The organism is Pseudoclavibacter helvolus (assembly GCF_049707175.1).
In the GTDB taxonomy this organism is placed as follows: domain Bacteria; phylum Actinomycetota; class Actinomycetes; order Actinomycetales; family Microbacteriaceae; genus Pseudoclavibacter; species Pseudoclavibacter helvolus_A.
The window spans coordinates 149,846-168,662 of record NZ_JBNAFM010000001.1 but is presented as its reverse complement, the minus strand read 5'-3'; the positions used below and the strand labels follow the sequence as shown (position 1 = coordinate 168,662).

General features: G+C 68.6%; 21 protein-coding genes. 11 read left to right on the top strand and 10 right to left on the bottom strand.

Annotated elements, in window-relative coordinates; all coding sequences use genetic code 11:
- Window positions 1-39: 39 nt before the first annotated feature.
- Window positions 40-909, bottom strand: a complete 870-nt coding sequence (gene mshD, locus ACPYN9_RS01015) for a mycothiol synthase (RefSeq protein ID WP_424463134.1) — start codon at window positions 907-909, stop codon at window positions 40-42.
- An 8-nt stretch (window positions 910-917) separates the two neighbouring features.
- Window positions 918-1,640, bottom strand: a complete 723-nt coding sequence (locus tag ACPYN9_RS01010) for a winged helix-turn-helix domain-containing protein (protein WP_424463132.1) — start codon at window positions 1,638-1,640, stop codon at window positions 918-920.
- An 81-nt stretch (window positions 1,641-1,721) separates the two neighbouring features.
- Here ACPYN9_RS01010 and ACPYN9_RS01005 point away from each other — a divergent pair, with 81 nt between their 5' ends.
- From ACPYN9_RS01005 to ACPYN9_RS00990, 4 genes are all read left to right on the top strand, one after another.
- Window positions 1,722-2,012: a hypothetical protein gene (locus ACPYN9_RS01005; RefSeq protein WP_424463131.1), complete on the top strand. Its 291-nt coding sequence runs from the start codon at window positions 1,722-1,724 to the stop codon at window positions 2,010-2,012.
- Window positions 2,013-2,197: 185 nt separating this feature from the next.
- A complete protein-coding gene (locus ACPYN9_RS01000) occupies window positions 2,198-2,812 on the top strand; it encodes an FABP family protein (protein WP_424463129.1) in 615 nt (204 codons plus the stop codon).
- A complete protein-coding gene (locus tag ACPYN9_RS00995) occupies window positions 2,805-4,010 on the top strand; it encodes a YgfZ/GcvT domain-containing protein (RefSeq protein WP_424463127.1) in 1,206 nt (401 codons plus the stop codon). The genes ACPYN9_RS01000 and ACPYN9_RS00995 overlap by 8 nt, the downstream gene beginning before the upstream one ends.
- 2 nt (window positions 4,011-4,012) lie before the next feature.
- A complete protein-coding gene (locus ACPYN9_RS00990) occupies window positions 4,013-5,083 on the top strand; it encodes an FUSC family protein (protein ID WP_424463126.1) in 1,071 nt (356 codons plus the stop codon).
- Window positions 5,084-5,111: 28 nt separating this feature from the next.
- On the opposite strand, the gene ACPYN9_RS00985 is transcribed toward ACPYN9_RS00990, so the two are convergent.
- On the bottom strand, window positions 5,112-5,924 hold the full coding sequence (locus ACPYN9_RS00985; protein WP_424463124.1) for a class I SAM-dependent methyltransferase: 813 nt from the start codon (window positions 5,922-5,924) through the stop codon (window positions 5,112-5,114).
- A gap of 73 nt (window positions 5,925-5,997) precedes the next feature.
- On the opposite strand from ACPYN9_RS00985, the gene ACPYN9_RS00980 reads away from it, so the two are divergent.
- The gene (locus ACPYN9_RS00980) at window positions 5,998-6,747 is read left to right on the top strand and encodes a phosphoglyceromutase (RefSeq protein ID WP_424463122.1); all 750 of its coding nucleotides are present in this window, start codon (window positions 5,998-6,000) and stop codon (window positions 6,745-6,747) included.
- A gap of 77 nt (window positions 6,748-6,824) precedes the next feature.
- Here the strand turns inward: ACPYN9_RS00980 and ACPYN9_RS00975 are convergent, their stop codons facing one another.
- The 3 genes from ACPYN9_RS00975 to phoU form a co-directional block, all read right to left on the bottom strand.
- Window positions 6,825-7,574: a cation transporter gene (locus ACPYN9_RS00975; RefSeq protein ID WP_424463120.1), complete on the bottom strand. Its 750-nt coding sequence runs from the start codon at window positions 7,572-7,574 to the stop codon at window positions 6,825-6,827.
- The gene (gene cmtR / locus ACPYN9_RS00970; protein ID WP_424463119.1) at window positions 7,571-7,927 is read right to left on the bottom strand and encodes a Cd(II)/Pb(II)-sensing metalloregulatory transcriptional regulator CmtR; all 357 of its coding nucleotides are present in this window, start codon (window positions 7,925-7,927) and stop codon (window positions 7,571-7,573) included. The genes ACPYN9_RS00975 and cmtR overlap by 4 nt, the downstream gene beginning before the upstream one ends.
- Before the next feature lie 144 nt (window positions 7,928-8,071).
- Window positions 8,072-8,773, bottom strand: a complete 702-nt coding sequence (gene phoU / locus ACPYN9_RS00965) for a phosphate signaling complex protein PhoU (RefSeq protein ID WP_424463117.1) — start codon at window positions 8,771-8,773, stop codon at window positions 8,072-8,074.
- Between the two features lie 171 nt (window positions 8,774-8,944).
- On the opposite strand from phoU, the gene ACPYN9_RS00960 reads away from it, so the two are divergent.
- Window positions 8,945-10,117, top strand: coding sequence for a sensor histidine kinase (locus ACPYN9_RS00960; RefSeq protein ID WP_424463115.1), 1,173 nt, complete (start codon window positions 8,945-8,947; stop codon window positions 10,115-10,117).
- 97 nt (window positions 10,118-10,214) lie between these two features.
- Complete coding sequence (locus ACPYN9_RS00955) at window positions 10,215-10,898, top strand: response regulator (RefSeq protein WP_424463114.1); 684 nt, start codon at window positions 10,215-10,217, stop codon at window positions 10,896-10,898.
- Window positions 10,899-10,989: 91 nt separating this feature from the next.
- On the opposite strand, the gene ACPYN9_RS00950 is transcribed toward ACPYN9_RS00955, so the two are convergent.
- Window positions 10,990-11,589: a DNA modification methylase gene (locus tag ACPYN9_RS00950; protein ID WP_424463112.1), complete on the bottom strand. Its 600-nt coding sequence runs from the start codon at window positions 11,587-11,589 to the stop codon at window positions 10,990-10,992.
- A gap of 177 nt (window positions 11,590-11,766) precedes the next feature.
- Here ACPYN9_RS00950 and ACPYN9_RS00945 point away from each other — a divergent pair, with 177 nt between their 5' ends.
- The 3 genes from ACPYN9_RS00945 (at window position 11,767) to rlmB (ending at window position 14,780) form a co-directional block, all read left to right on the top strand.
- Complete coding sequence (locus ACPYN9_RS00945; RefSeq protein ID WP_068479837.1) at window positions 11,767-12,249, top strand: CarD family transcriptional regulator; 483 nt, start codon at window positions 11,767-11,769, stop codon at window positions 12,247-12,249.
- Between the two features lie 114 nt (window positions 12,250-12,363).
- Window positions 12,364-13,788, top strand: coding sequence for a cysteine--tRNA ligase (gene cysS, locus ACPYN9_RS00940; protein WP_424463111.1), 1,425 nt, complete (start codon window positions 12,364-12,366; stop codon window positions 13,786-13,788).
- On the top strand, window positions 13,785-14,780 hold the full coding sequence (gene rlmB, locus ACPYN9_RS00935) for a 23S rRNA (guanosine(2251)-2'-O)-methyltransferase RlmB (protein ID WP_424463109.1): 996 nt from the start codon (window positions 13,785-13,787) through the stop codon (window positions 14,778-14,780). Before cysS ends, rlmB begins: the two co-directional genes overlap by 4 nt.
- Before the next feature lie 105 nt (window positions 14,781-14,885).
- Here rlmB and ACPYN9_RS00930 read toward each other — a convergent pair whose 3' ends face one another.
- Genes ACPYN9_RS00930 through ACPYN9_RS00920 form a run of 3 tightly spaced genes read right to left on the bottom strand, consistent with a single transcriptional unit; the run spans window position 14,886 to window position 18,169 of the window.
- On the bottom strand, window positions 14,886-16,304 hold the full coding sequence (locus ACPYN9_RS00930) for a hypothetical protein (protein ID WP_424463107.1): 1,419 nt from the start codon (window positions 16,302-16,304) through the stop codon (window positions 14,886-14,888).
- Entirely contained in the window at window positions 16,294-17,124 is an 831-nt protein-coding gene (locus ACPYN9_RS00925; RefSeq protein WP_424463105.1) for a TIGR03943 family putative permease subunit, read from the bottom strand. Before ACPYN9_RS00925 ends, ACPYN9_RS00930 begins: the two co-directional genes overlap by 11 nt.
- Window positions 17,117-18,169: a permease gene (locus ACPYN9_RS00920; RefSeq protein ID WP_424463104.1), complete on the bottom strand. Its 1,053-nt coding sequence runs from the start codon at window positions 18,167-18,169 to the stop codon at window positions 17,117-17,119. The genes ACPYN9_RS00925 and ACPYN9_RS00920 overlap by 8 nt, the downstream gene beginning before the upstream one ends.
- A gap of 164 nt (window positions 18,170-18,333) precedes the next feature.
- Here ACPYN9_RS00920 and ACPYN9_RS00915 point away from each other — a divergent pair, with 164 nt between their 5' ends.
- Window positions 18,334-18,810 (top strand): hypothetical protein, encoded by a 477-nt coding sequence (locus ACPYN9_RS00915; RefSeq protein ID WP_424463102.1) that lies wholly within the window; start codon window positions 18,334-18,336, stop codon window positions 18,808-18,810.
- The last annotated feature ends 7 nt before the right edge of the window (window positions 18,811-18,817 follow it).

Sequence of the window (18,817 nt, the reverse complement as noted above, 5' to 3'; positions counted from 1 at the left end):
TCCGGCCGGGGTGAAGGTCAGCAGAGTCACGCGAACGGATCATGAACTGGCGTGTCGGTACTGCACGTCGATCGACAGCTGCTGGTACCCGAGCGAGCGGTAGAGGGCGAGCGCCGGCGTGTTGTCGCCTTCGACGTACAGCGACGTGCGCGCGGCGCCGGTCTCGTGCATCCGCTGCAGGCCGGCCTGCATGAGCGTGCGGCCGAGGCCGCGGCCAGCCGCCTCCGGGGCGATGCCGACGACGTAGATCTCGACCTCGTCGCCCTCCCGTTTGAGCCAGTTGTAGCCGAGGAGGGCGCCCTCGGCGTCACGCAGCAGGAGGAAGTCGTCAGCGTCGAACCAGTCGGTCTCGCGTCGCGCGTCGAGGCCCGCCTGATCGAGGGCGCCCTGTTCCGGGTGGTCGCGGAAGACCACGGCGTTGAGGGCGAGGAAGTCGGCGGCGTCGCCGGCGGTAAACGAGGAAATCGCTAGGCCGTCGTGCCCGGGAGCTGAACGGGCGTCGTCCTCGGTGAGGTCCCTACCCAGCTTGAGCAGCGTGCGCACCTGCTCGAGGTCCCGGCTGTCGGCCAGCGCCTCAGCCCCGGCCAGGTTGCCGTGGGCCCAGAAGACCGGGGGAGCGTTGGTGTCCGAGGCGACGGCGTCGTAGAGCTTGCCGCCGAGCCCCTGCCTGCGGTGATCGGGATGCACGACCAGCTCGCCTTCGAGCGACCCGTCGTCGAGCTCGCGCGTCAGCGCAGCTGCCACGAGGTGCCCGGACCGTTCGACGGCGGTGAGGTGCCGTGCTCCGAGCGAGAGCATGGTGTCCTCGTTGAACGGGGCCACGCCATCCGAGCGCTCGGCAGCCTCGGCGAGCGCTCGGAGCGCCTCACCGTGCTCCTCGGCCGATGCTGCGGTAGAGGTCTCGGGCATCGTGGCTCCTAGGATCTGGCGGTTGCGTCGTCCGCTGACGACCCGGACGGCGATGCCTGCTCGTCTCTCGCGGCCTCGCCCCCGCGGAGCAGGCGGTAGCCGACGTTGCGAACGGTGCCGATGACGCTCTCCTGGTCGCCCAGCTTGGCTCGGAGGCGCCGCACGTGGACGTCGACGGTGCGAGTTCCGCCGAAGTAGTCGTAGCCCCAGACCTCGCTCAGCAGCCGTTCGCGCGTGAACACGTGATCGGGGTGCGACGCGAGATACCTGAGGAGCTCGAACTCCTTGAAGGTGAGGTCGAGGGTGCGGCCGCGGTACCTGGCCGTGTAGCTGTGCTCATCGATCGTCAGGGGGCCGATCGTGATGGTGCCGCTCGGCTCCTCGACCGCGGCCTGCGGGCGGAGCAGGCGGATGCGCGCATCCACCTCTGCCGGTCCGGCGGTACGCAGGATGACGTCGCCTATGCCCCAGTCCGAAGAGATGGCAGGGAGGCCGCCCTCGGTGATGGCCAGGAGGACGGGAACCGACGACTCGATGGTGTTGAGCACGCCGCACAGGCGCTTGGCGCTCGGCAGGTCACTGGTGCCGTCGATGATGTTCGCGTCGGCCTGAGGGGCTGAGGCGAGCGCTGACGCGGTCGGTGGGAGCACCCGGACGCGATGCGACAGCAGGGTGAGGGAAGGGAGAGCGTGCTCGACGCCGCCGGCGCTGAACAAGAGGACGTCTGCCAAATGTGGCCTCCTCGATGTTTGGTCGGACTCGCTGGCTAGTCTACGCACCCCCGGACCAGCTCCAGCGTGCACAATGGGGCAATGACCCGCGAACGAGTGAGCATCGGCATCGTCTGGCTGGCCGCAGTGGTCGGCGTCGTGGGCGTCGCCGTCCTCGCGGATCCGTCGCGGCACCTGGTCTGGGTGAGCATCCTCATGCTGACCCTGATCTGCCTGACCTGCCTCCTCCAGCTGCGGCTGCAAGAGAGCGAGGGGTTCATCATGCGGATGAGCCTGAGCCTCGTCGGCGCGCTGGTGGTGCTCGGTGTCGCCTCGCTCGGCTTCGCGCTGCTCGGCGGCGACGCGGTGGTCGGAACGCCGAACCACAGCTGAGTCGCGCGGCTAGGATGGACGGCATGGACACCGTGCTTGTTATCGAAATCATCTTCACCGGCCTGCTGGTGCTCGCGCTCGTCGCCATCAGCTTCGTCTCCGTGGTCGTGCTCAAGAACCTCTTCAAGGGCCAGAACTAAGCAGCCCCGCAGGGCCAGCAGCTGCAGGATCGAGAGGAACCCCCGATGGTCTACGACATCCCCACTGACCTCCCGCCCGAGATCGTGCCACTCTCCTGGCTGCTCGGTGTCTGGGAAGGCACCGGACACGTCGAGTACAAGATCGGCGACGAGGTTCGCGAGCAGGCGTTCCGTCAGCGCGTGAGCTTCAGCCACGACGGGCTTCCGTACCTCAACTACTCCGCGCAGCTGTGGCTCGAAGACGGCACGGGCGACGAGCCCGTGCAGGTGCCCCTCACGGGCGAGACGGGCTTCTGGCGGCTGGCGCGTGCTCGGGACGACGGCGATGTCGGCCCCGGCTACCTCCCGCCGACGGCGCCAGCGACGATCACCGACGCCGACGGCGTCGAGGGCCTCCGTGACGACGACCAGGCGTTCCCGCTCGAGGTGTCCATCGTGCATCCGACCGGCCTCCTCGAGCGCTACAGCGGCAGCGCCCGCGGGCCCCGCATCGACCTCAAGACCGAGGAGGTGCTGCTCGCGCCCGGCGCCAAGGAGTTCACCGCTTCCACCCGCATGTACGGGTTCGTGGCGGGGGAGTTGCTCTGGGCCTGGGACATCGCGGCCCTCGGCCAGGAGCTCGCGACGCACGCGTCCGCGAAGCTGGCCAAACTTGACTGAGCAGCCCGCAGCGGGCGAGGCGTCGGCTGACACCGACGAGCCCCAGCCGTACCGTTCGCCCTTCCTCACGCTCCCCGGCGCGGTGGAGGGCGTCGGCATCGACGCCGGCGTCGGCTGGCACTACGGGCAGGTCACGGCCGACCAGCGCGAGCTCGCGGCCGGCCGCTCGATCGTCGACGCATCCCACCTCGGCGTCATCAAGCTGACCGGAAGCGACCGGCTGACCTGGCTCGACTCCCTCACCTCACAGCGCCTGACCACGCTCCTGCCCGGCGAGAGCGCTGAGACGTTGCTGCTCGACATCCAGGGCCACATCGAGCACGGAGCCGCGGTGCTCGATGACGGCACCGCGACCTGGCTTATCACCGAACGCCAGTCTGCGTCCGCGTTCGCCGCCTGGCTGAACCGGATGCGTTTCCTCCTGGACGTGCAGGTTGCCGAGGTCACCGATGAGTTCGCGGCGCTCGCGACGCTCGGCGAGCACAACCTTGGTGCGGCGTCGCCGAACGGCACGCCGCTCGTGTGGAGCGACCCGTGGGCCTCCCCACCCGCGCACGGCTGGAGCTACTCGCCGTTCCCGGTCGTGCCAGCTGACGGCGACACCGACAAACACCCGGGCGCCGACTTCCCACTGAAGCTGCACCTGGTCGAGCGCTCGCACGTGCAGGGCATCGTCGACCGAGCTGCCGCCGGGGAGTTGCCCGTCGCAGGCATGCACGCCTTGGAGGCACTGCGCATCGCAGCGCTCCGCCCTCGGCTCGGTGCCGAGGTCGACTCGCGTGCCATCCCGCACGAGTTCGACTGGCTCCGCAGCGCCGTCCACCTTGAGAAGGGCTGCTACCGCGGGCAGGAGACGGTGGCGAAAGTGCATTTCCTCGGTCGCCCGCCGCGTCGAGTTGTGCTGCTGGACCTCGACGGCTCGCTCGGCGAGCTCCCCGCCGTCGGCAGCACGCTGTCCGTTGAGGGCGACCCGAACGCACAGACGGTCGGGCGCATCAGCTCTATCGCGATCCACCATGAGGACGGCCCGATCGCCCTGGCGCTCGTGAAGCGGTCGCTCGCCGAAGACGCCTCGCTTGTCGCGCACCTCGAGGACGGGCAGCAAGTCGCGGCGAGCGCGACCACAATCGTGTCGCCGACAGCAGGCCGGGCCGCTGACGTGCCCCGTCTTCCGCGCCTCGAGCGTCGCGGGCAGTAGCCGTGGCGGTTCCGGCAGCAGGCGTCGGGGCCGCGGTCGCTCGCCTGCGATCCTCCCTGCCAGCCGTGCTGCAGATCACGGCGGCGGCCCTCGCGGCCTACGCGATCGCGCACTGGGGACTCGGGCATCCCATCCCGTTCCTCGCGGTCACCGTCGCGATCACAAGTCTCGGCCTGCAACGCGACGCCCGCCCGCGGCGCGTGTTCGACACGGCACTCGGCATCACATTCGGCGTGCTGCTTTCCAACCTGTCGCTGGCGCTCTTCGGCAGGGGCGTCTGGCAGGTCGCTCTCGTACTCGCGGTGGTTTTGCTGCTCGGTCGGTTCGTGCATCCGAGCCCCGGATTCGCGATCGGTGCCGCCGTGCAGGCGTCGCTTGTGCAGCTCATCCCGGTCCAGGAAGTCGGCGAGTATACGCGGCTCCTCGATGCGGTCGTCGGCGGAGCGGTCGCGATCGCGGCCACCGCCCTCGTTCCACGCAACGCGTCGGCGCTCGCGAAGAACGAGGCGAAGGGGCTCATTGCGGCGCTCGCGCAGGCCCTCGGCGACACCTCGCAGGCGCTCCGGCGCGGGGACAGCGACGCGGGGCTCGCCGCGCTCGAGGAGCTCCGGATGACGCAGGACACGCTCGACGCGTGGTCGACCGAGCTCGAGAGCGCCGCATCCATCGCCCGCATCTCCCCGTTCATGCGCCACCACCGGGGTGAGGTCGAGCGGATGGCGCAGCTGCGCACGAGTGTCGACCTCGCCACGCGCAATCTCCGCGTGCTTGCACGCCGTGCGTGGTCGTTGTCCTGGGACGGCAGGCATCGTGAGGAGCTGGCCGATCTGCTCGGCGACATCCAGTCGGGGATGCTCGAGCTGCGTCTAGGGCTCGACGACGACGCGATGCTCCACCAGGCGCGCCAGACGCTGCTCATCGCCGCGTCCAGGCTCGAACCAGACCACTTACACGGCGCGCAGCTCGCCGACTCCGTGCTGCTCATGCAGTGCCGGCCCCTCGTCGTCGACCTGCTCATCGCGAGCGGCATGGACCCGGAAGCGGCTCGCACGGCGCTCCCGGAGGTCAACTAACCGCCCAGCGATCGGTGGGGGCGGGGGTTCAGGCGCCAGCCAGCGCCCCGGACGCCGGGGCCACCGCGTCCCACGCGACCGTGACCTCACCGAGCCGCCACCGCTTCCGCGAATCGACGAGCGGCCAGCCGGCCGCGCGCATCCGCTCGCACACGGCGATGAACCGCTGCCTCGAGCCGAACGTCTGCCTCGGCGCCTCACGTTGCCAGGCGTCGTCGAGCGCCCGCAGGTAATCGTGCACGCCCTCGCCAGGCACGTTGCGGTGGATGAGCGCCTTCGGCAGCCGCTCGGCGACGATGAGCGGCGACTCGAGGCTCGCGGTGTGCAGCGAGACCGTGAAGGTGCGCGGTCCTTCCGCATCGACCCCCACCCACGACGACACCCGCCCCACCTCGTTGCAGGTGCCCTCGACCAGCAGGCCGCCCGGCGCGAGACGCGCTGTCATGCGCGACCACGCATCCGCCACCTCCTGCTCGTCGTACTGTCGCAGCACGTTCATCGCGCGGATGACCGCGGGAGCCTCGCCCCGCGGTGTCGGCACCTCGAACCCGCCGACCGCGAACGTCACCCGGCCACGGAGCTCAGGGCGGTCAGCGAGCTGCCGTGTGGCCAGCGCGACTCGCCCCGGGTCGATCTCGAGCCCATGCACACGCACGCCCGGCACCGCACGCCCAAGGCGCCCCGCCAGCTCGAACGCCGTCGCACCGCTTGCCCCATAGCCGAGGTCGACCACGAGCGGCTTCTCCGAAGACCGCAACGCGGGATGCTGCGCGATCCACCGGTCGACCCGGCGCAGACGGTTCGTTCCCGTCGTTCCGCGCGTGAGTCGACCCATTGGCATGCACCGAGACTATTTCAGCGCGCGGCTGCTTCGCGTCGCACGGCGGCCACGCCCACTCGGTACGCTTGGGGGCATGACTGAAGCGCTGACCCTCATCCTGGTCCGTCACGGACAGAGCGAATGGAACGAGAAGAACCTCTTTACCGGTTGGGTGGATGTTGAGCTCACCGAACAGGGACGCGAGGAGGGTGCCCGCGCCGGCCGCCTCATCCGCGATTCCGGGCTCAAGCCGAACGTGCTCTACACCTCGCTGCTCACGCGCGCCATCGACACCGCGAACCTCGCCCTCAAGGAGGCCGGCCGCGGATGGATCGACGTCGAGCGCACCTGGCGCCTCAACGAGCGCCACTACGGCGACCTGCAGGGTAAGGACAAATCCCAGGTTCGCGACCAGTACGGCGAGGAGCAGTTCATGGAGTGGCGTCGCTCGTACGACACCCCGCCGCCCGCCCTCGACGACAGCAGTGAGTTCTCGCAGGCCCACGACGAGCGCTACGCCGACCTCGGCGACGAGCTTCCCCGCACCGAGTGCCTCAAGGACGTCCTCGTGCGCTTCCTCCCGTACTGGGAAGAGGAGGTGCTGCCCACGCTCGTCAAGCGCGGCACCGTCATGATCGCGGCGCACGGCAATAGCCTCCGCGCGCTCGTGAAGCACCTCGAGGGCATCAGCGACGACGACATCGCAGCAGTTAACATCCCCACGGGCATGCCGCTGGTCTACCGCTTCGACCCCGAGACGCACGAAGTGCTCGGTAAGGGCGAGTACCTCGACCCTGAGGCCGCGGCAGCGGGCGCGGCAGCCGTCGCCTCGCAGGGCAAGTAGCAGCTCGAGAACCACGAGGGTCCATCGGGCCCAGCAGAGGGGCTCTCCGCCGTGCGGCGGGGAGCCCCTCTGTGTCGTCAGGCGGTCTGGTGATCGTGCGCGTCCTCATGATGTTCGTCTTCGAGGAGCATGCCGACCGAGGTTGCGCAGGTGTCGCCGCGCCAGGCCTCCACACCCTCTCGGACCGCGAAAGCCGCGATGACGAGACCGGCCACGGCATCGGCCCAGGACCAGCCGAGCAGCGAGTTCAGCACGAGGCCGAGCAAGACCGCCGCCGAGAGGTACGTGCAGATCAGGGTCTGCTTCGAGTCGGCGACGGCGGTCGCTGAGCCGAGCTCGCGTCCGGCACGGCGCTCGAGGAGCGACAGGAACGGCATGACGGCGACGCTCACCGCGGCGAGGACGATGCCGACGGTGCTGTGCTCGACCGGCGACCCCGAAACCAGTGCGGAGATGGAGCTCACCGTCACGTAGGCGGCGAGCATGAAGAACGCGACGGCGATGACGCGCAGGGTCGGCTTCTCCCAGCGTTCCGGCTCGCGCCGTGTGAACTGCCAGGCGATGGCTGCGGCCGAGAGCACCTCGATCACCGAGTCGAGACCGAACCCGATGAGTGCCGCCGACGACGCCGCGGTGCCCGCGGAGAGGGCGATGATCGCTTCAATCACGTTGTACGCGATCGTGAAGGTCACGATCAGACGGATGCGCTGCTGCAACACGGCGCGTCGGGCGCCGTCGACCGCCGTCGTGTCGGCGTGGGCGTGGGCGTGACTGTGAGCGTGGGCGTCAGCGTGGGTGTGGGGGCGGGCGACGCGCGGCTCGCTCATACGGTCACCTCGCAGCAGCCGGGAACCGGGCAGCTCGAATCCTGGCAGGGCGCGTCCTCATCGACGGCGAGGACGACCCCGACGAGCGACGTAAGTGCCTCGGACAGGTGCGGGTCGGCGATCTCGTAGCGGGTCTGCCGCCCCTCGGGCTTGCCGACGACGATGCCGCAGTCGCGCAGGCAGGTCAGGTGATTCGACACGTTCTGTCGGGTCAGCTCGAGCTCCGCTGCGAGGCGAGCCGGGTAGGCCGGGCCGTCGAGCAAGCGGAGGAGGATGCGCGAGCGCGAGGGGTCTGCCATGGCGCGCCCAAGACGGTGCATGACGTCGAGGCGGGAGGAGATCGTGGTGGTCACGACCTCATTAATACAGCGATCGCTGTATTAAGCAAGTGTGTGGTGCGCGATCGCAGTCGTGTTCCGCCGGGAACGCGACTGCGCCCCCGGCGGCTCGTTCCGAGGAACGGCTGCCGGGGCGCAGGTTGCGAGGTGGTGCGGGGTCTAGACGCCGGGGGTCACCGGGGCGACGGGCGTGGAGGGCTCCTTCTCCTGCATCCACTCGCCGCTCGTCAGGTACTGCACCTTCTGCGCGATCGAGACCGCGTGGTCGGCGAAGCGCTCGAAGTAGCGGCTCGCGAGCGTCGCGTCGACGACCTCGACGCTCTGCGCCTGAATGTCGTCGGAGAGCAGGGCGTCGAAGGTGCTGCGGTGCAGGTCGTCGATGCGGTTGTCGCTCGCCTTGATCTCGTCGGCGATGCGCTCCGTTTCGGCATCGTTGCCCGCATCGAGCAGGGCGACGAGCTGACGGGCGACGGCCACGTCGAGGCGGCTCATCTCGGCGAAGACCGGACGCAGCGTGTTCGGGCCGACGCCGCCGGGGAAGCGGTAGCGGGCGAGCGCCGCGATGTGTGCCGCGAGGTCGCCCATGCGCTCCAGCGACGAGCTGATGCGCAGCGCGCTCACCACGAGGCGCAGGTCGCGTGCGACGGGGGACTGGCGGGCGATGATCTCGATCGTGTGCTCGTCGAGGGCGATGGCGAGCTCGTCGATGCGTGCGTCATCGGAGATGACCTGCTCGGCGAGGGCGACATCGGAGTTAGTGAACGCAACGGCAGCGCGCTGCATGGCGGACTCGACGTGGCGGGCGATCTCCACGAGGCCGTTGCTGACCTCAGCGAGTTCCTGCTGGAAAACTTCGCGCATGTTTATCCTCTGTTTCGTGGCAACGGGCCGTGTGCCGCTGCCGCAATTCTGGGCAGACCGATCGCCCAGTGCCTCTGGGTGCGAGTCTGCCTTCTGGGGTGAGTCTACGGAGCCAAGGTAACCGACTCGTGTACGACGGGTGACGCCTCCGCTGGCCCATATGCTGGGCACATGGACTCGTCCGTCGCAGTGGTCCTTGCGATCGTACTCGGCTTCGTCTTGGGCGCAGGTTTCGTCTGGCTGCTCCACGTCGCCTCGGTACGGCAGGCAAAGGCACGAGCTGCATTCTCACCCCGCCTCCCTGAGGGCATCGAGCACCTGCTCGGCGCCCTCGACTCGATCGTCATCGTGACGGACCCGTCTCGGAACGTCTACCAGTCGTCCCCGGGAGCCACCTCCAAGGGGCTGGTGCGCCCCGGCGGTCGGCTCGATGAACGTGTGGGTGCGGTGGTCGACGAGGCAAGGCGGCAGGGGGAGGCGGTCACCCGCGACCTCGAGATCGCCCGCGGGCCGTTCGGCCGATCGGAAATCCACGTGCGAGTGCGTGCCGCACCGCTCTCGACGAGGTTCTTCCTGGTGCTCGCTGAGGACCGCACCGAGGCGCTCCGTGTGGAGAGCGTCCGGCGCGATTTTGTCGCCAACGTGAGCCACGAGCTGAAGACCCCCATCGGGGCGGTCACGCTGCTCGCCGAGGCGATCTCCGAGTCGGCGGGCGATGAGGAGCAGGTCAAGTACTTCACCGGCCGCCTGAGCAAGGAGAGCATGCGCCTCGCCTCAATCACCAACGAGCTGATCGAGCTGTCGCGGCTGCAGTCGAGCGACTCGCTCGCGCATCCCGAGCTCATCTCGATCCACGAGATCCTCTCGCTCGCCGTCGACCAGTCGCGGGTGCCCGCAGAGGTCGCGGGCGTCGAGGTGGTGCTCGGCGACGACGTGGATGCGTTCGTCTACGGGGAGCGCGCCCACCTGCTCATGTGCTTCACGAACCTCGTGTCGAACGCCGTTCAGTACTCGTCGCAGAACTCGCGCGTCGGCATCGGAACGCGCCTCGTGGACGACACCGTGGAGGTCGCCATCTCCGACCAGGGCATCGGCATCGCCCCGGAAGACCAGGGACGCATCTTCGAGCGTTTCTTCCGCGTCGATCAGGCACGCTCGCGCAGGACCGGCGGGACCGGGTTGGGCCTCAGCATCGTTCGGCATGTTGCCGAGAACCACGGGGGAGACGTCAGGGTCTGGTCGCAGCCCGGCAAGGGTTCGACTTTCACGGTGCGCCTGCCGTCCGCCGATTCGGTGGTCGACGAGATCGACCTCAAGCGCTTCACCGAGCGCCGCTCGGCCTGACCCAACGCCGTGGCGATCGAACGTCGTCACGGCCGGCAACGCGCCCGAATTCCAGCGCGTCACTCAATGTTCACGAAAGATATGCACAATGACCCCCGTGACCCGCATCCTCCTCGTCGAAGACGAATCCTCACTGCATGAGCCGCTCTCTTTCCTCCTCGGACGGGAGGGATACGACGTCGCCGTCGCCGAGACCGGCCTCGACGCGCTCGACCTTTTCGACCGCGACGGTGCCGACCTGGTGCTGCTGGACCTGATGCTCCCCGGCGTCCCGGGCACCGAGGTCTGCAAGCAGATCCGTCTCGCGTCGAAGGTGCCGATCATCATGCTGACGGCGAAGGACAGCGAGGTCGACATCGTCGTGGGACTCGAGCTCGGCGCCGACGACTACGTGACCAAGCCGTACTCGACCAGGGAGCTCCTCGCTCGGGTGCGCGCCGTGCTGCGCCGCAACGAGCAGGAAGAGGATGGTGAGGACGACAGCATCATCGAGGTCGGCGAGGTCCGCATGGACCTCGACCGGCACACGCTGCAGGTCTCCGGCAAAGTGACGCCGATGCCGCTCAAGGAGTACGAGCTGCTCGAGTACCTCATGCGCAACTCCGGCCGCGTGCTGACCCGCGGGCAGCTGATCGACCGCGTCTGGGGGCCCGACTACTACGGCGACACCAAGACGCTCGACGTGCACATCAAGCGCATCCGCAGCCGCATCGAGGAGCAACCGTCGACCCCCGTGCGGCTCGTTACCGTGCGTGGCCTCGGCTACCGCTACGAGGGCTGAGGGCGCCGAGAGACCAGCCCCGTCCGATTGAACGCGAGAAGGGCGCATCCACACGGTGGATGCGCCCTTCTCGGCGGTCTGGAGGCGGCGACTAGGCCGTGCCGCCCTCTTCTGGCTCCTCGGTCGGAGCCGGGGTCGGGGCGATGCTCGGCGGCGCCGCCGGCGGCTCGGTCTGCGCGGGTCCGGGGACCAGGGTCGAGTACTCGGGCAGCGTGCCATCGAGGACGGGAACGCTGACGGCCTCGACCGCCTGCTCGCCGTCGAGCGTGGCCGTGAACGTCACCTCGTGCGTCGAGCCTGGCGAGAAGTCCATACCTTCGAGCAACACGGATGCGCCTTCGCCGAAGCCGACCTGGGTGACGCCGGCAGCGGCGTCGACGGGCACGGTCACGACGACTTCCTGCTCCACGCCGTTGATGAGGCCCGTGTAGGTGATGTCGAGCGAGCCGGCGCTGCCCGTGTGGTTGACGACGGCGAAGATGAGGTTCGCGCGGTCGGTCACGTCGGTGTCGGTGAGCGTGTCGGTGATGAGGATCGCGTTGCGGACCTCGAGCTCGCCGACGTTGGCGTTGGTGCCGTCGCTCGCCGAGTACTGCGTCGTAGTGCGCTGGGGGGAGATGTAGTTGCAGCCGGCAAGCCCAACCGCGACAGCGGCGGCAAGGGTTACGGACGCGACGGCGCGGATCTTCACGTCTGGAGCCTCCAGGTTCGGACCGTGCGGCTCACACCACACGAATTCACAGGATGCATGAAGCCTAGCTGATTCGCGTGTGGCTCCCTGACGGCGCGGCGGCGGACTCTACCACTCCCACCCTCGGATGAGCCCTTTTGGCATGGTACTCTTAGGTGCCGAAAGGGGCTTGTATTTATGCAGTTTGAGGTCGGGGAGACAGTCGTCTATCCCCATCACGGCGCGGCCACCATTTCAGAGGTGAAGATCCGAGTCATCAAGGGTGAAGAGAAGACGTTCCTCAAGTTGAACGTTGCACAGGGAGACCTCGTTATCGAGGTTCCTGCTGACAACGTCGACCTGGTCGGAGTGCGCGATGTCATCGGACAGGACGGTCTCGACCGTGTGTTCGAGGTCTTGCGAGCCCCCATCACCGAGGAGCCGACGAACTGGTCCCGCAGGTACAAGTCGAACCTCGAGAAGCTCGCCTCCGGCGATGTGATCAAGGTCTCCGAGGTCGTCCGCGACCTCTGGCGTCGCGACCAAGACCGGGGGCTCTCTGCCGGAGAGAAGCGGATGCTCGCGAAGGCGCGCCAGATTCTCGTCTCGGAGCTCGCGCTCGCGGAGAAGACCGACGAGGAAAAGGCGGGCGACGTGCTCGACAAGGTCCTCGCCTCCTGATCGTCTGACGTGGGCCGTCTCTCGGGCGGCCTGCCAGCACACACCATGCGCTTCAACGTCGGGGCCGCAGGGACGCCCACGCGTGCCTGCGGCCCCGACGCGTATGCTGGTGCAGTGAATCAGCGCATCTACGACACGCAGACGCAAGCACTCGGCGAGTTCACGCCGATGGTGCCAGGCGAGGTCTCGATGTACGTGTGCGGCCCGACGGTGCAGTCGGCCCCTCATGCCGGTCACCTCCGCTCGGCCCTGGTCTACGACCAGTTCAGGTCGTGGTTCGAGGCTAATGGGCTGCGCGTGACGCTGGTCAGGAACGTCACCGACATTGACGACAAGACGCTGGCTGGCGCGACCGACGCAGAGCCGTGGTGGGCTCTCGCGTACCGGGTCGAACGCGAGTTCAACGCGGCGTACTCGGCGCTCGGCATTCGCCCGCCGACCTACGAGCCCCGCGCGACGGCGTCGATCCCGGAGATGCAGGAGCTCATCGCGCTGCTCATCGAGCGCGGCCACGCGTATCCGGCCGCCGACGACAGCGGAGACGTGTGGTTCGACACGGGGAGCTGGCCGAGCTATGGCGAGCTGACGCACCAGCGGCCGGAGGACATGGCGGAGGGTGAAGCCCCAAGCAGGGGCAAGCGCAGCGCCGCCGACTTCGCGCTCTGGAAGGGGCGCAAGCCAGGCGAGCCGGACTCGGCAGCCTGGGCATCGCCGTGGGGTTCGGGCAGGCCTGGCTGGCACATCGAGTGCTCGGCAATGTCGACCAAGTACCTCGGGCCGACGTTCGACATCCATGGAGGCGGGCGAGACCTGCGCTTCCCCCACCACGAGAACGAGTTGGCGCAGTCGCGTGCGGCGGGCCTCGAGTTCGCCCGAACCTGGGTGCACAACGGCCTGGTGTCTGTCGCCGGGCAGAAGATGTCGAAGTCGATCGGCAACACCGTCTCGGCGCTCGACCTTCTGTCGGCCGCGCGCCCGATCGTGGTCCGCTACTTCCTGGGTTCCGCCCACTACCGATCGACCATCGAGATCGGCGAGACGTCCCTCGAAGAGGCCGCCGCGTCGTTCGCCCGCATCGAGGCCTTCCTCGAGCGCGCCGAGCGCGCCGGGGCCGCCGCCGGTGCAGGGGCGCAGCAGGCGCCGGCCCTCGACGACCTGCCCATCGCGTTCGTCGAGGCCATGAACGACGACTTCGCCGTTCCCCAGGCCCTCGCATCCCTGCACGAGACGGTGACTCGCGGCAACCAGGCCTTCGACGTGGACGCCACCGACCAGGCGGCACGCGCCGCCCACGAGGTTGTCTCGATGCTCGACATCCTGGGGATCAACCCGCGCTCCGAGCAGTGGCGCGACGGCGCCGACTCGTCGGCGGATGCCGCCCTCGCGGCGATCGTGGATGCACTGCTCGCGGAGCGCACGCAGGCTCGCGGTGCGAAGGACTTCGCCCGCGCAGATCAGATTCGAGACACGCTGGCAGCTGCCGGCGTGCAGATTGAAGACTCGCCCAAGGGCAGCTTCTGGACGTTGGAGAAGGCATGAGCACGAACTCGCGCGGCAATCGCGGTAAGAAAGGCCCCACGAAGGGCACGGGCGGCAATGGCCGGAAGGCTCTCGAGGGCCGCGGGAACACGCCCCGCGCCGAGGACCGCTCCTGGCATGTCGCCGGCAAGCGCAAGGCCGCGAAGGAACGTCTCGAGGCTGCCCGCGGCGGGTCCAAGCCCCGCCCGGAGCGGCGTGAGGGCGGAGCGCCTCGCCGCGCGCGCACCGACGACAGCACTGAGCTCGTCACCGGGCGCAACTCGGTCGTCGAGGCACTGCGTGCGGGCATCCCCGCGACGACGCTCTACGTCGCGGCACGCGGCGAGATGGATGAGCGCGTGAAGGAGATCTTCAAGATCGCCACCGAGCGGAAGATCCCCATCCTCGAGGTCATGCGGCCGGAGCTCGACCGCATGGCAGGGCGCGACGCAGTGCACCAGGGCGTCATCATCAAGGTCCCCGCCTACACGTACGCGGACCCGATGGAGGAGCTCGACCGGGCCATCCAGCGGCGCCGGACCCCGCTGTTCGTCGCGCTCGACGGCATCACCGACCCTCGCAACCTCGGCGCCATTGTGCGCTCCGTGGCGGCGTTCGGGGGCGACGGGATCATCGTCCCGCAGCGCCGATCCGTCGGCATGACGGCATCCGCCTGGAAGACCTCCGCCGGGGCCGCATCGCGCCTCCCGGTCTCAATGGCTTCGAACCTCACGGCCACGATCAAGGCGTACAAGAAGGCCGGAGTCTTCGTCATCGGCCTTGACGGCGACGGCGACGTCGCCCTGCCGTCCCTCGAACTTGCGACCTCCCCGCTGCTCATCGTGGTTGGCAGCGAGGGCAAGGGGCTCTCGCGTCTTGTCACCGAGCACTGCGACGCGATCGTCTCCATCCCGATCGACGGGGCGACCGAGTCGCTCAACGCCGGTATCGCCACGAGCATCACGATGTACGAGGTCTCGAAGCTGCGGGCCGCTCAGCGCGCGGCGAAGTAGTCCAGCGAACTCCGCAGGGCCTCACCCGTGTGGGTGAGGCCCTGTTGCGTCTCCACGGCTCGCCGTGATCGGGCGGGCGTTCGCCCCTGGCCCGCGCCCGCCCAGTCAGCGGCACCAGGACGTCAGGAAGCCGGTGAGCCTGCGCAGCTCTGCACCGCTCGCAATGTCGATGATCGTCGTCGTCGACTGCTTCATGCCGGGCAGCACCGCGTATCCGTCCGGTCCCTGGGCGCCGAGACCGGTCTCGACGGCCAGGTACTGGCCGTTGGGTGAGACGCAGATGTCGCGCAGCCACTCGCCACTGTCGCCCGGATCGTAGAGCGTGCGCTGTCCGGACTCCCCGGCGAGTTCGACGGTGACGTCGGCCAGGCCGGCGGCCGCATCCGCGACGGCGGAGATCTGGGTTCCGTCCGGGTCCAGGACACTGGTCTGCGTCAGATACTGGCTCTCGCTGAGTGTCATAGCCGCGGGGCTGATGGCCTCGGCCGTGCCCGCGCTGAGGTCGAAGAGCGTGTACCCGCCGACGCCGGAGGTGACGGCGGTCGCGGTGCCGGGGATAAACCCGTGGAAGTGCTGCGCCTGGCCGATCGACTCGGCTGGCGTACCCGCCAGCACGTTCACGAGGTAGAGCTGCTCGTCGAGGGTCTGGGCGATGAGAGCGCCGGTCCGTGGCGCGAACGCCCACGCCGAGACCATGAGGGGCGTTCCGTCTGGGCCGGTGATCTGCTTCGGTCGGAACGACGTGTCGCTCGTGTCGAAGACGAACAGCGACCGCACGAGTTCGGTCTGCCCGTCGTCGTGCATGCCGTCGACGACAAACCCGATGAGCCCGCTCTCTGCGTCGGCTGCGAGACTCGAGAAGCTGCCGGTGGCGTCCAGGTTCAGCGGGACCGCGGGTCCAGGTTCGGCGCGTGGTGCGACGCCGACGGCGCCCAGTCCGGCCGAATCCTGCTCGATGACCGCGACGAACGCATCCGTCAGCGCATACTCCTGGAGTCGTGGCGAGGTAAACAGGATGCGCGGTTCGCCCCCGCCAGAGACGTTCGTCTCGATGACCCGATCTTCGAGGGTTCCGCTTGTCGAGATCGCACCGCGGACGAGCGTTGAGACTTCCAGCTGCGGCGTCGTGAACTCGGCTTCGAGGGTCGAGGAGACTCCCGTGGAGGAGCTGACGGCGTCAGAGACGGTGAGCGTGTAGCTGGTGTCGTAGGACAGCAGCTGCTCGAACGTCACGGTAATTGACCCGTCGTCCTGCGAGAGGCTGTACTCGGCGGCGGGCTCCAGCACCACCTGCGACGGGTCGACCTCGCGGAGACGCTGGTTCGGGGTGAGCACGAGGCGCGTGCCCTGCTGCTCGACGGTGCCGATCGCATTCACCGCCGTGGAAGCGACCCTCGGGCCCTGGAAGATGTTGCCGACCGCCAAGCCCCCGGCCAGGAGCGCGAGCAGCACGACAGCGAGGATGAAGGTCGTGCGGAAGCTCCGAGACGTGCGTCGGTCGGGTACCCGCGAGTCAGTAGACATAGGGGTCGCTCGGCTGGTCGATGGCGGTGACGGTCGTCGGCATGAGTGCCACGCGCTGCGCGCTCGAGGCGCTCGGGTTCGTGAAGAACGCGCCGTCGACCTCGACCCACGAATCGACGGGGTAGTCGGCCTGCCAGCCGGGCTGATGCACGGCCACCCCGACCGGGGCGGCGTCGATCGCGCAGCAGTTCACGACGAACCGCGCCAGGATGAACGCATCCGGGGCGTCAGGGTCGGCGGTCACGAATCCGACCAGCTTCGCCCGCTCGCCGAGCACCTGCTGCTCGCCATCGCCCTGGCGGAGCATCGCCGCCCAGTCCTTGACGGTGAACGAGCTGGTGTCTCGGCCGCGCAGGGTCTCGCCTTCGCTGATCGGGGAGTCGACGGTCTGCGCGTTGGCGTTGAGGGAGCGGTTCTCGACGGCCGCGGAGCTGAGCGTGACCGGCGGCGCGACGATGAGGGCGACGAAGGCCGTGACGACGACGGCGAGGGTGACGGCCGTCGAGGCGAACACCGCAATCCGCTGGCGGACACCGAGCCGCGGGCGCCGGTTGTGGCGCCTGGCCGACACGGTGCCGAGCGAGTCCGACTCGTGCTGTTCGTGCGAGTGCCCGTGGTCGTGCTCGTCGCGCGACGGCGTGACGGCGATGGCGGCGATCGCGAGGATGCCGCCGATGACCGCCATGATCGACGTGAAGACGAAGTAGCGGGGGTGGATGTACAGCGAGAGGCCGCCGGTCAGCGATAGCCACACGGTCGCGACGACGGTGAAGAGGGTGAGGGCGACGCCGCGCCATCTGGAGAGGAGTCGTTCAAGCAATGAGGTTCACTCCGAGTCCGAGCGTGAAGGCCGACAGTGCGACGATGAGGGTGATGCGGGCGAGCACTGCGCTCGTGTAGGTCGTGCGCATGAGGGCGAGCATCTTGATGTCGATCATGGGTCCCATGACGAGGAACGCGACGATCCCGCCCGGCATGAAGGTGCCGACGAACGAGAGCGCGAAGAACGCGTCCACGTTGGCGCAGATCGAGATGACGAAGCCGAGCGTCATGAGCACGAGCACCGAGAGCACCGGATGCTCGCCGAGCGTGGTCAGCAGGTCGCGCGAGACGCCCACCTGAATGGCCCCGGCGATGGCGGAGCCGACGAACAGCGCGGGGAGCATCGTCGACGTCTCTGCCCCGAACATCGACGCGCTGGCCCTGAACCGGTCGCGGATGCTCGAGCCGTGCTCGTGGCCGTGCTTCGCCTCGAGCTCGCAGGTCGCGGCGAAGCTCGGCGTGAGCAGCTCCTGGGGCTTCGGGTGCCGACTGAACAGGAAGCCGATGACGTTGGCGATCACGAAGCCACCGATGATGCGGGCGGCGAGGATGCCGTGGTCCCAGCCGAACGCCTGGTACGTGGTGACGATCGTGATGGGGTTGAGGATGGGGGCGGCGAGCAGGAACGTGATCGACTCCGCAGGGGTGAATCCCCGCAGCACCAGGCCGCGCGCGAGCGGGACGTTGCCGCATTCGCAGACCGGCAGCGCGATGCCGAACAGCGAGATGATCGCCCGCCTGAGCCAGGGGGACTGGGGCAGGATGCGCATCAGGAAGCCCGGCGGCAACCAGTGCTGCACGACGATCGAGAGCAGAATGCCGAGCACGATGAAGGGCATCGACTCGATCACGACGCTCAGCGAAAGGGTGACGAAGTCGGTCAGCGGCCCGAGGGCGGGCTGGTCGTCGAGCGAGGCGGTGAGCGTCCTGATCGCGATGAGCGTGAGCACGAGACCTGCGCCGACCGCCAGCCCGACGACTCCGCGTTGAGCGGCCGTGCGCTGGGGGAGCCTCGTGCGCTGCGCGGTCGTGTGCTCGTGCATCCAGCCGAGTATAGTTCGGTGCCCCAAGACGGGACGCTGTGAGGGGTGGTGACGTGCGTCTGACCCCTTCCACGAACATCCGGCGCGCCTCTATGATCTGTGCAGCGCCATCGACGCTGATCAGCCTCCGCCTTCCCCGAGGCGTACAACAGAAGAGACACCCAATGAGCGAGACTTCCCCCGTTTCTCGTCGCAACGCGCTGGCCGGCGCGTGGTCGGTCCCCATCGTTGCCGCGGCCGCGGCGCTCCCGGCGGCGGCAGCATCACCGACGCGACCCCGAGTATCCACGCAGTCTCGGTGCGCCGGAACGACGCAGGGCCAGGTGTTCTACACGCTGACGGGCGGCCCGTTGCCAGCCGGCACGGTTCTCGAGTTCGAGGGCGACCCCTCAATCTCGTACTACGCGGTCGCCGACCGGTCCGGGGCGTCGGCGTTTTCGGGTTTTCGGAGCGGAAACTCCTCGTGGCGGATTCCTGATGGGGTTACGGCGTACGACGTGTTGATCATTTACGAGATCCCGGCACCAGGTTCCGGTCGCCTCGTTTCGCGGCTCGTCGCACCCGCTGGCTACGCGTTCGACCCTGCGACGCCCACGGTGTCGTTCCCCAGGACGTGCATTGAGCCTGCGGGGAGTGTCTGATCGGGTT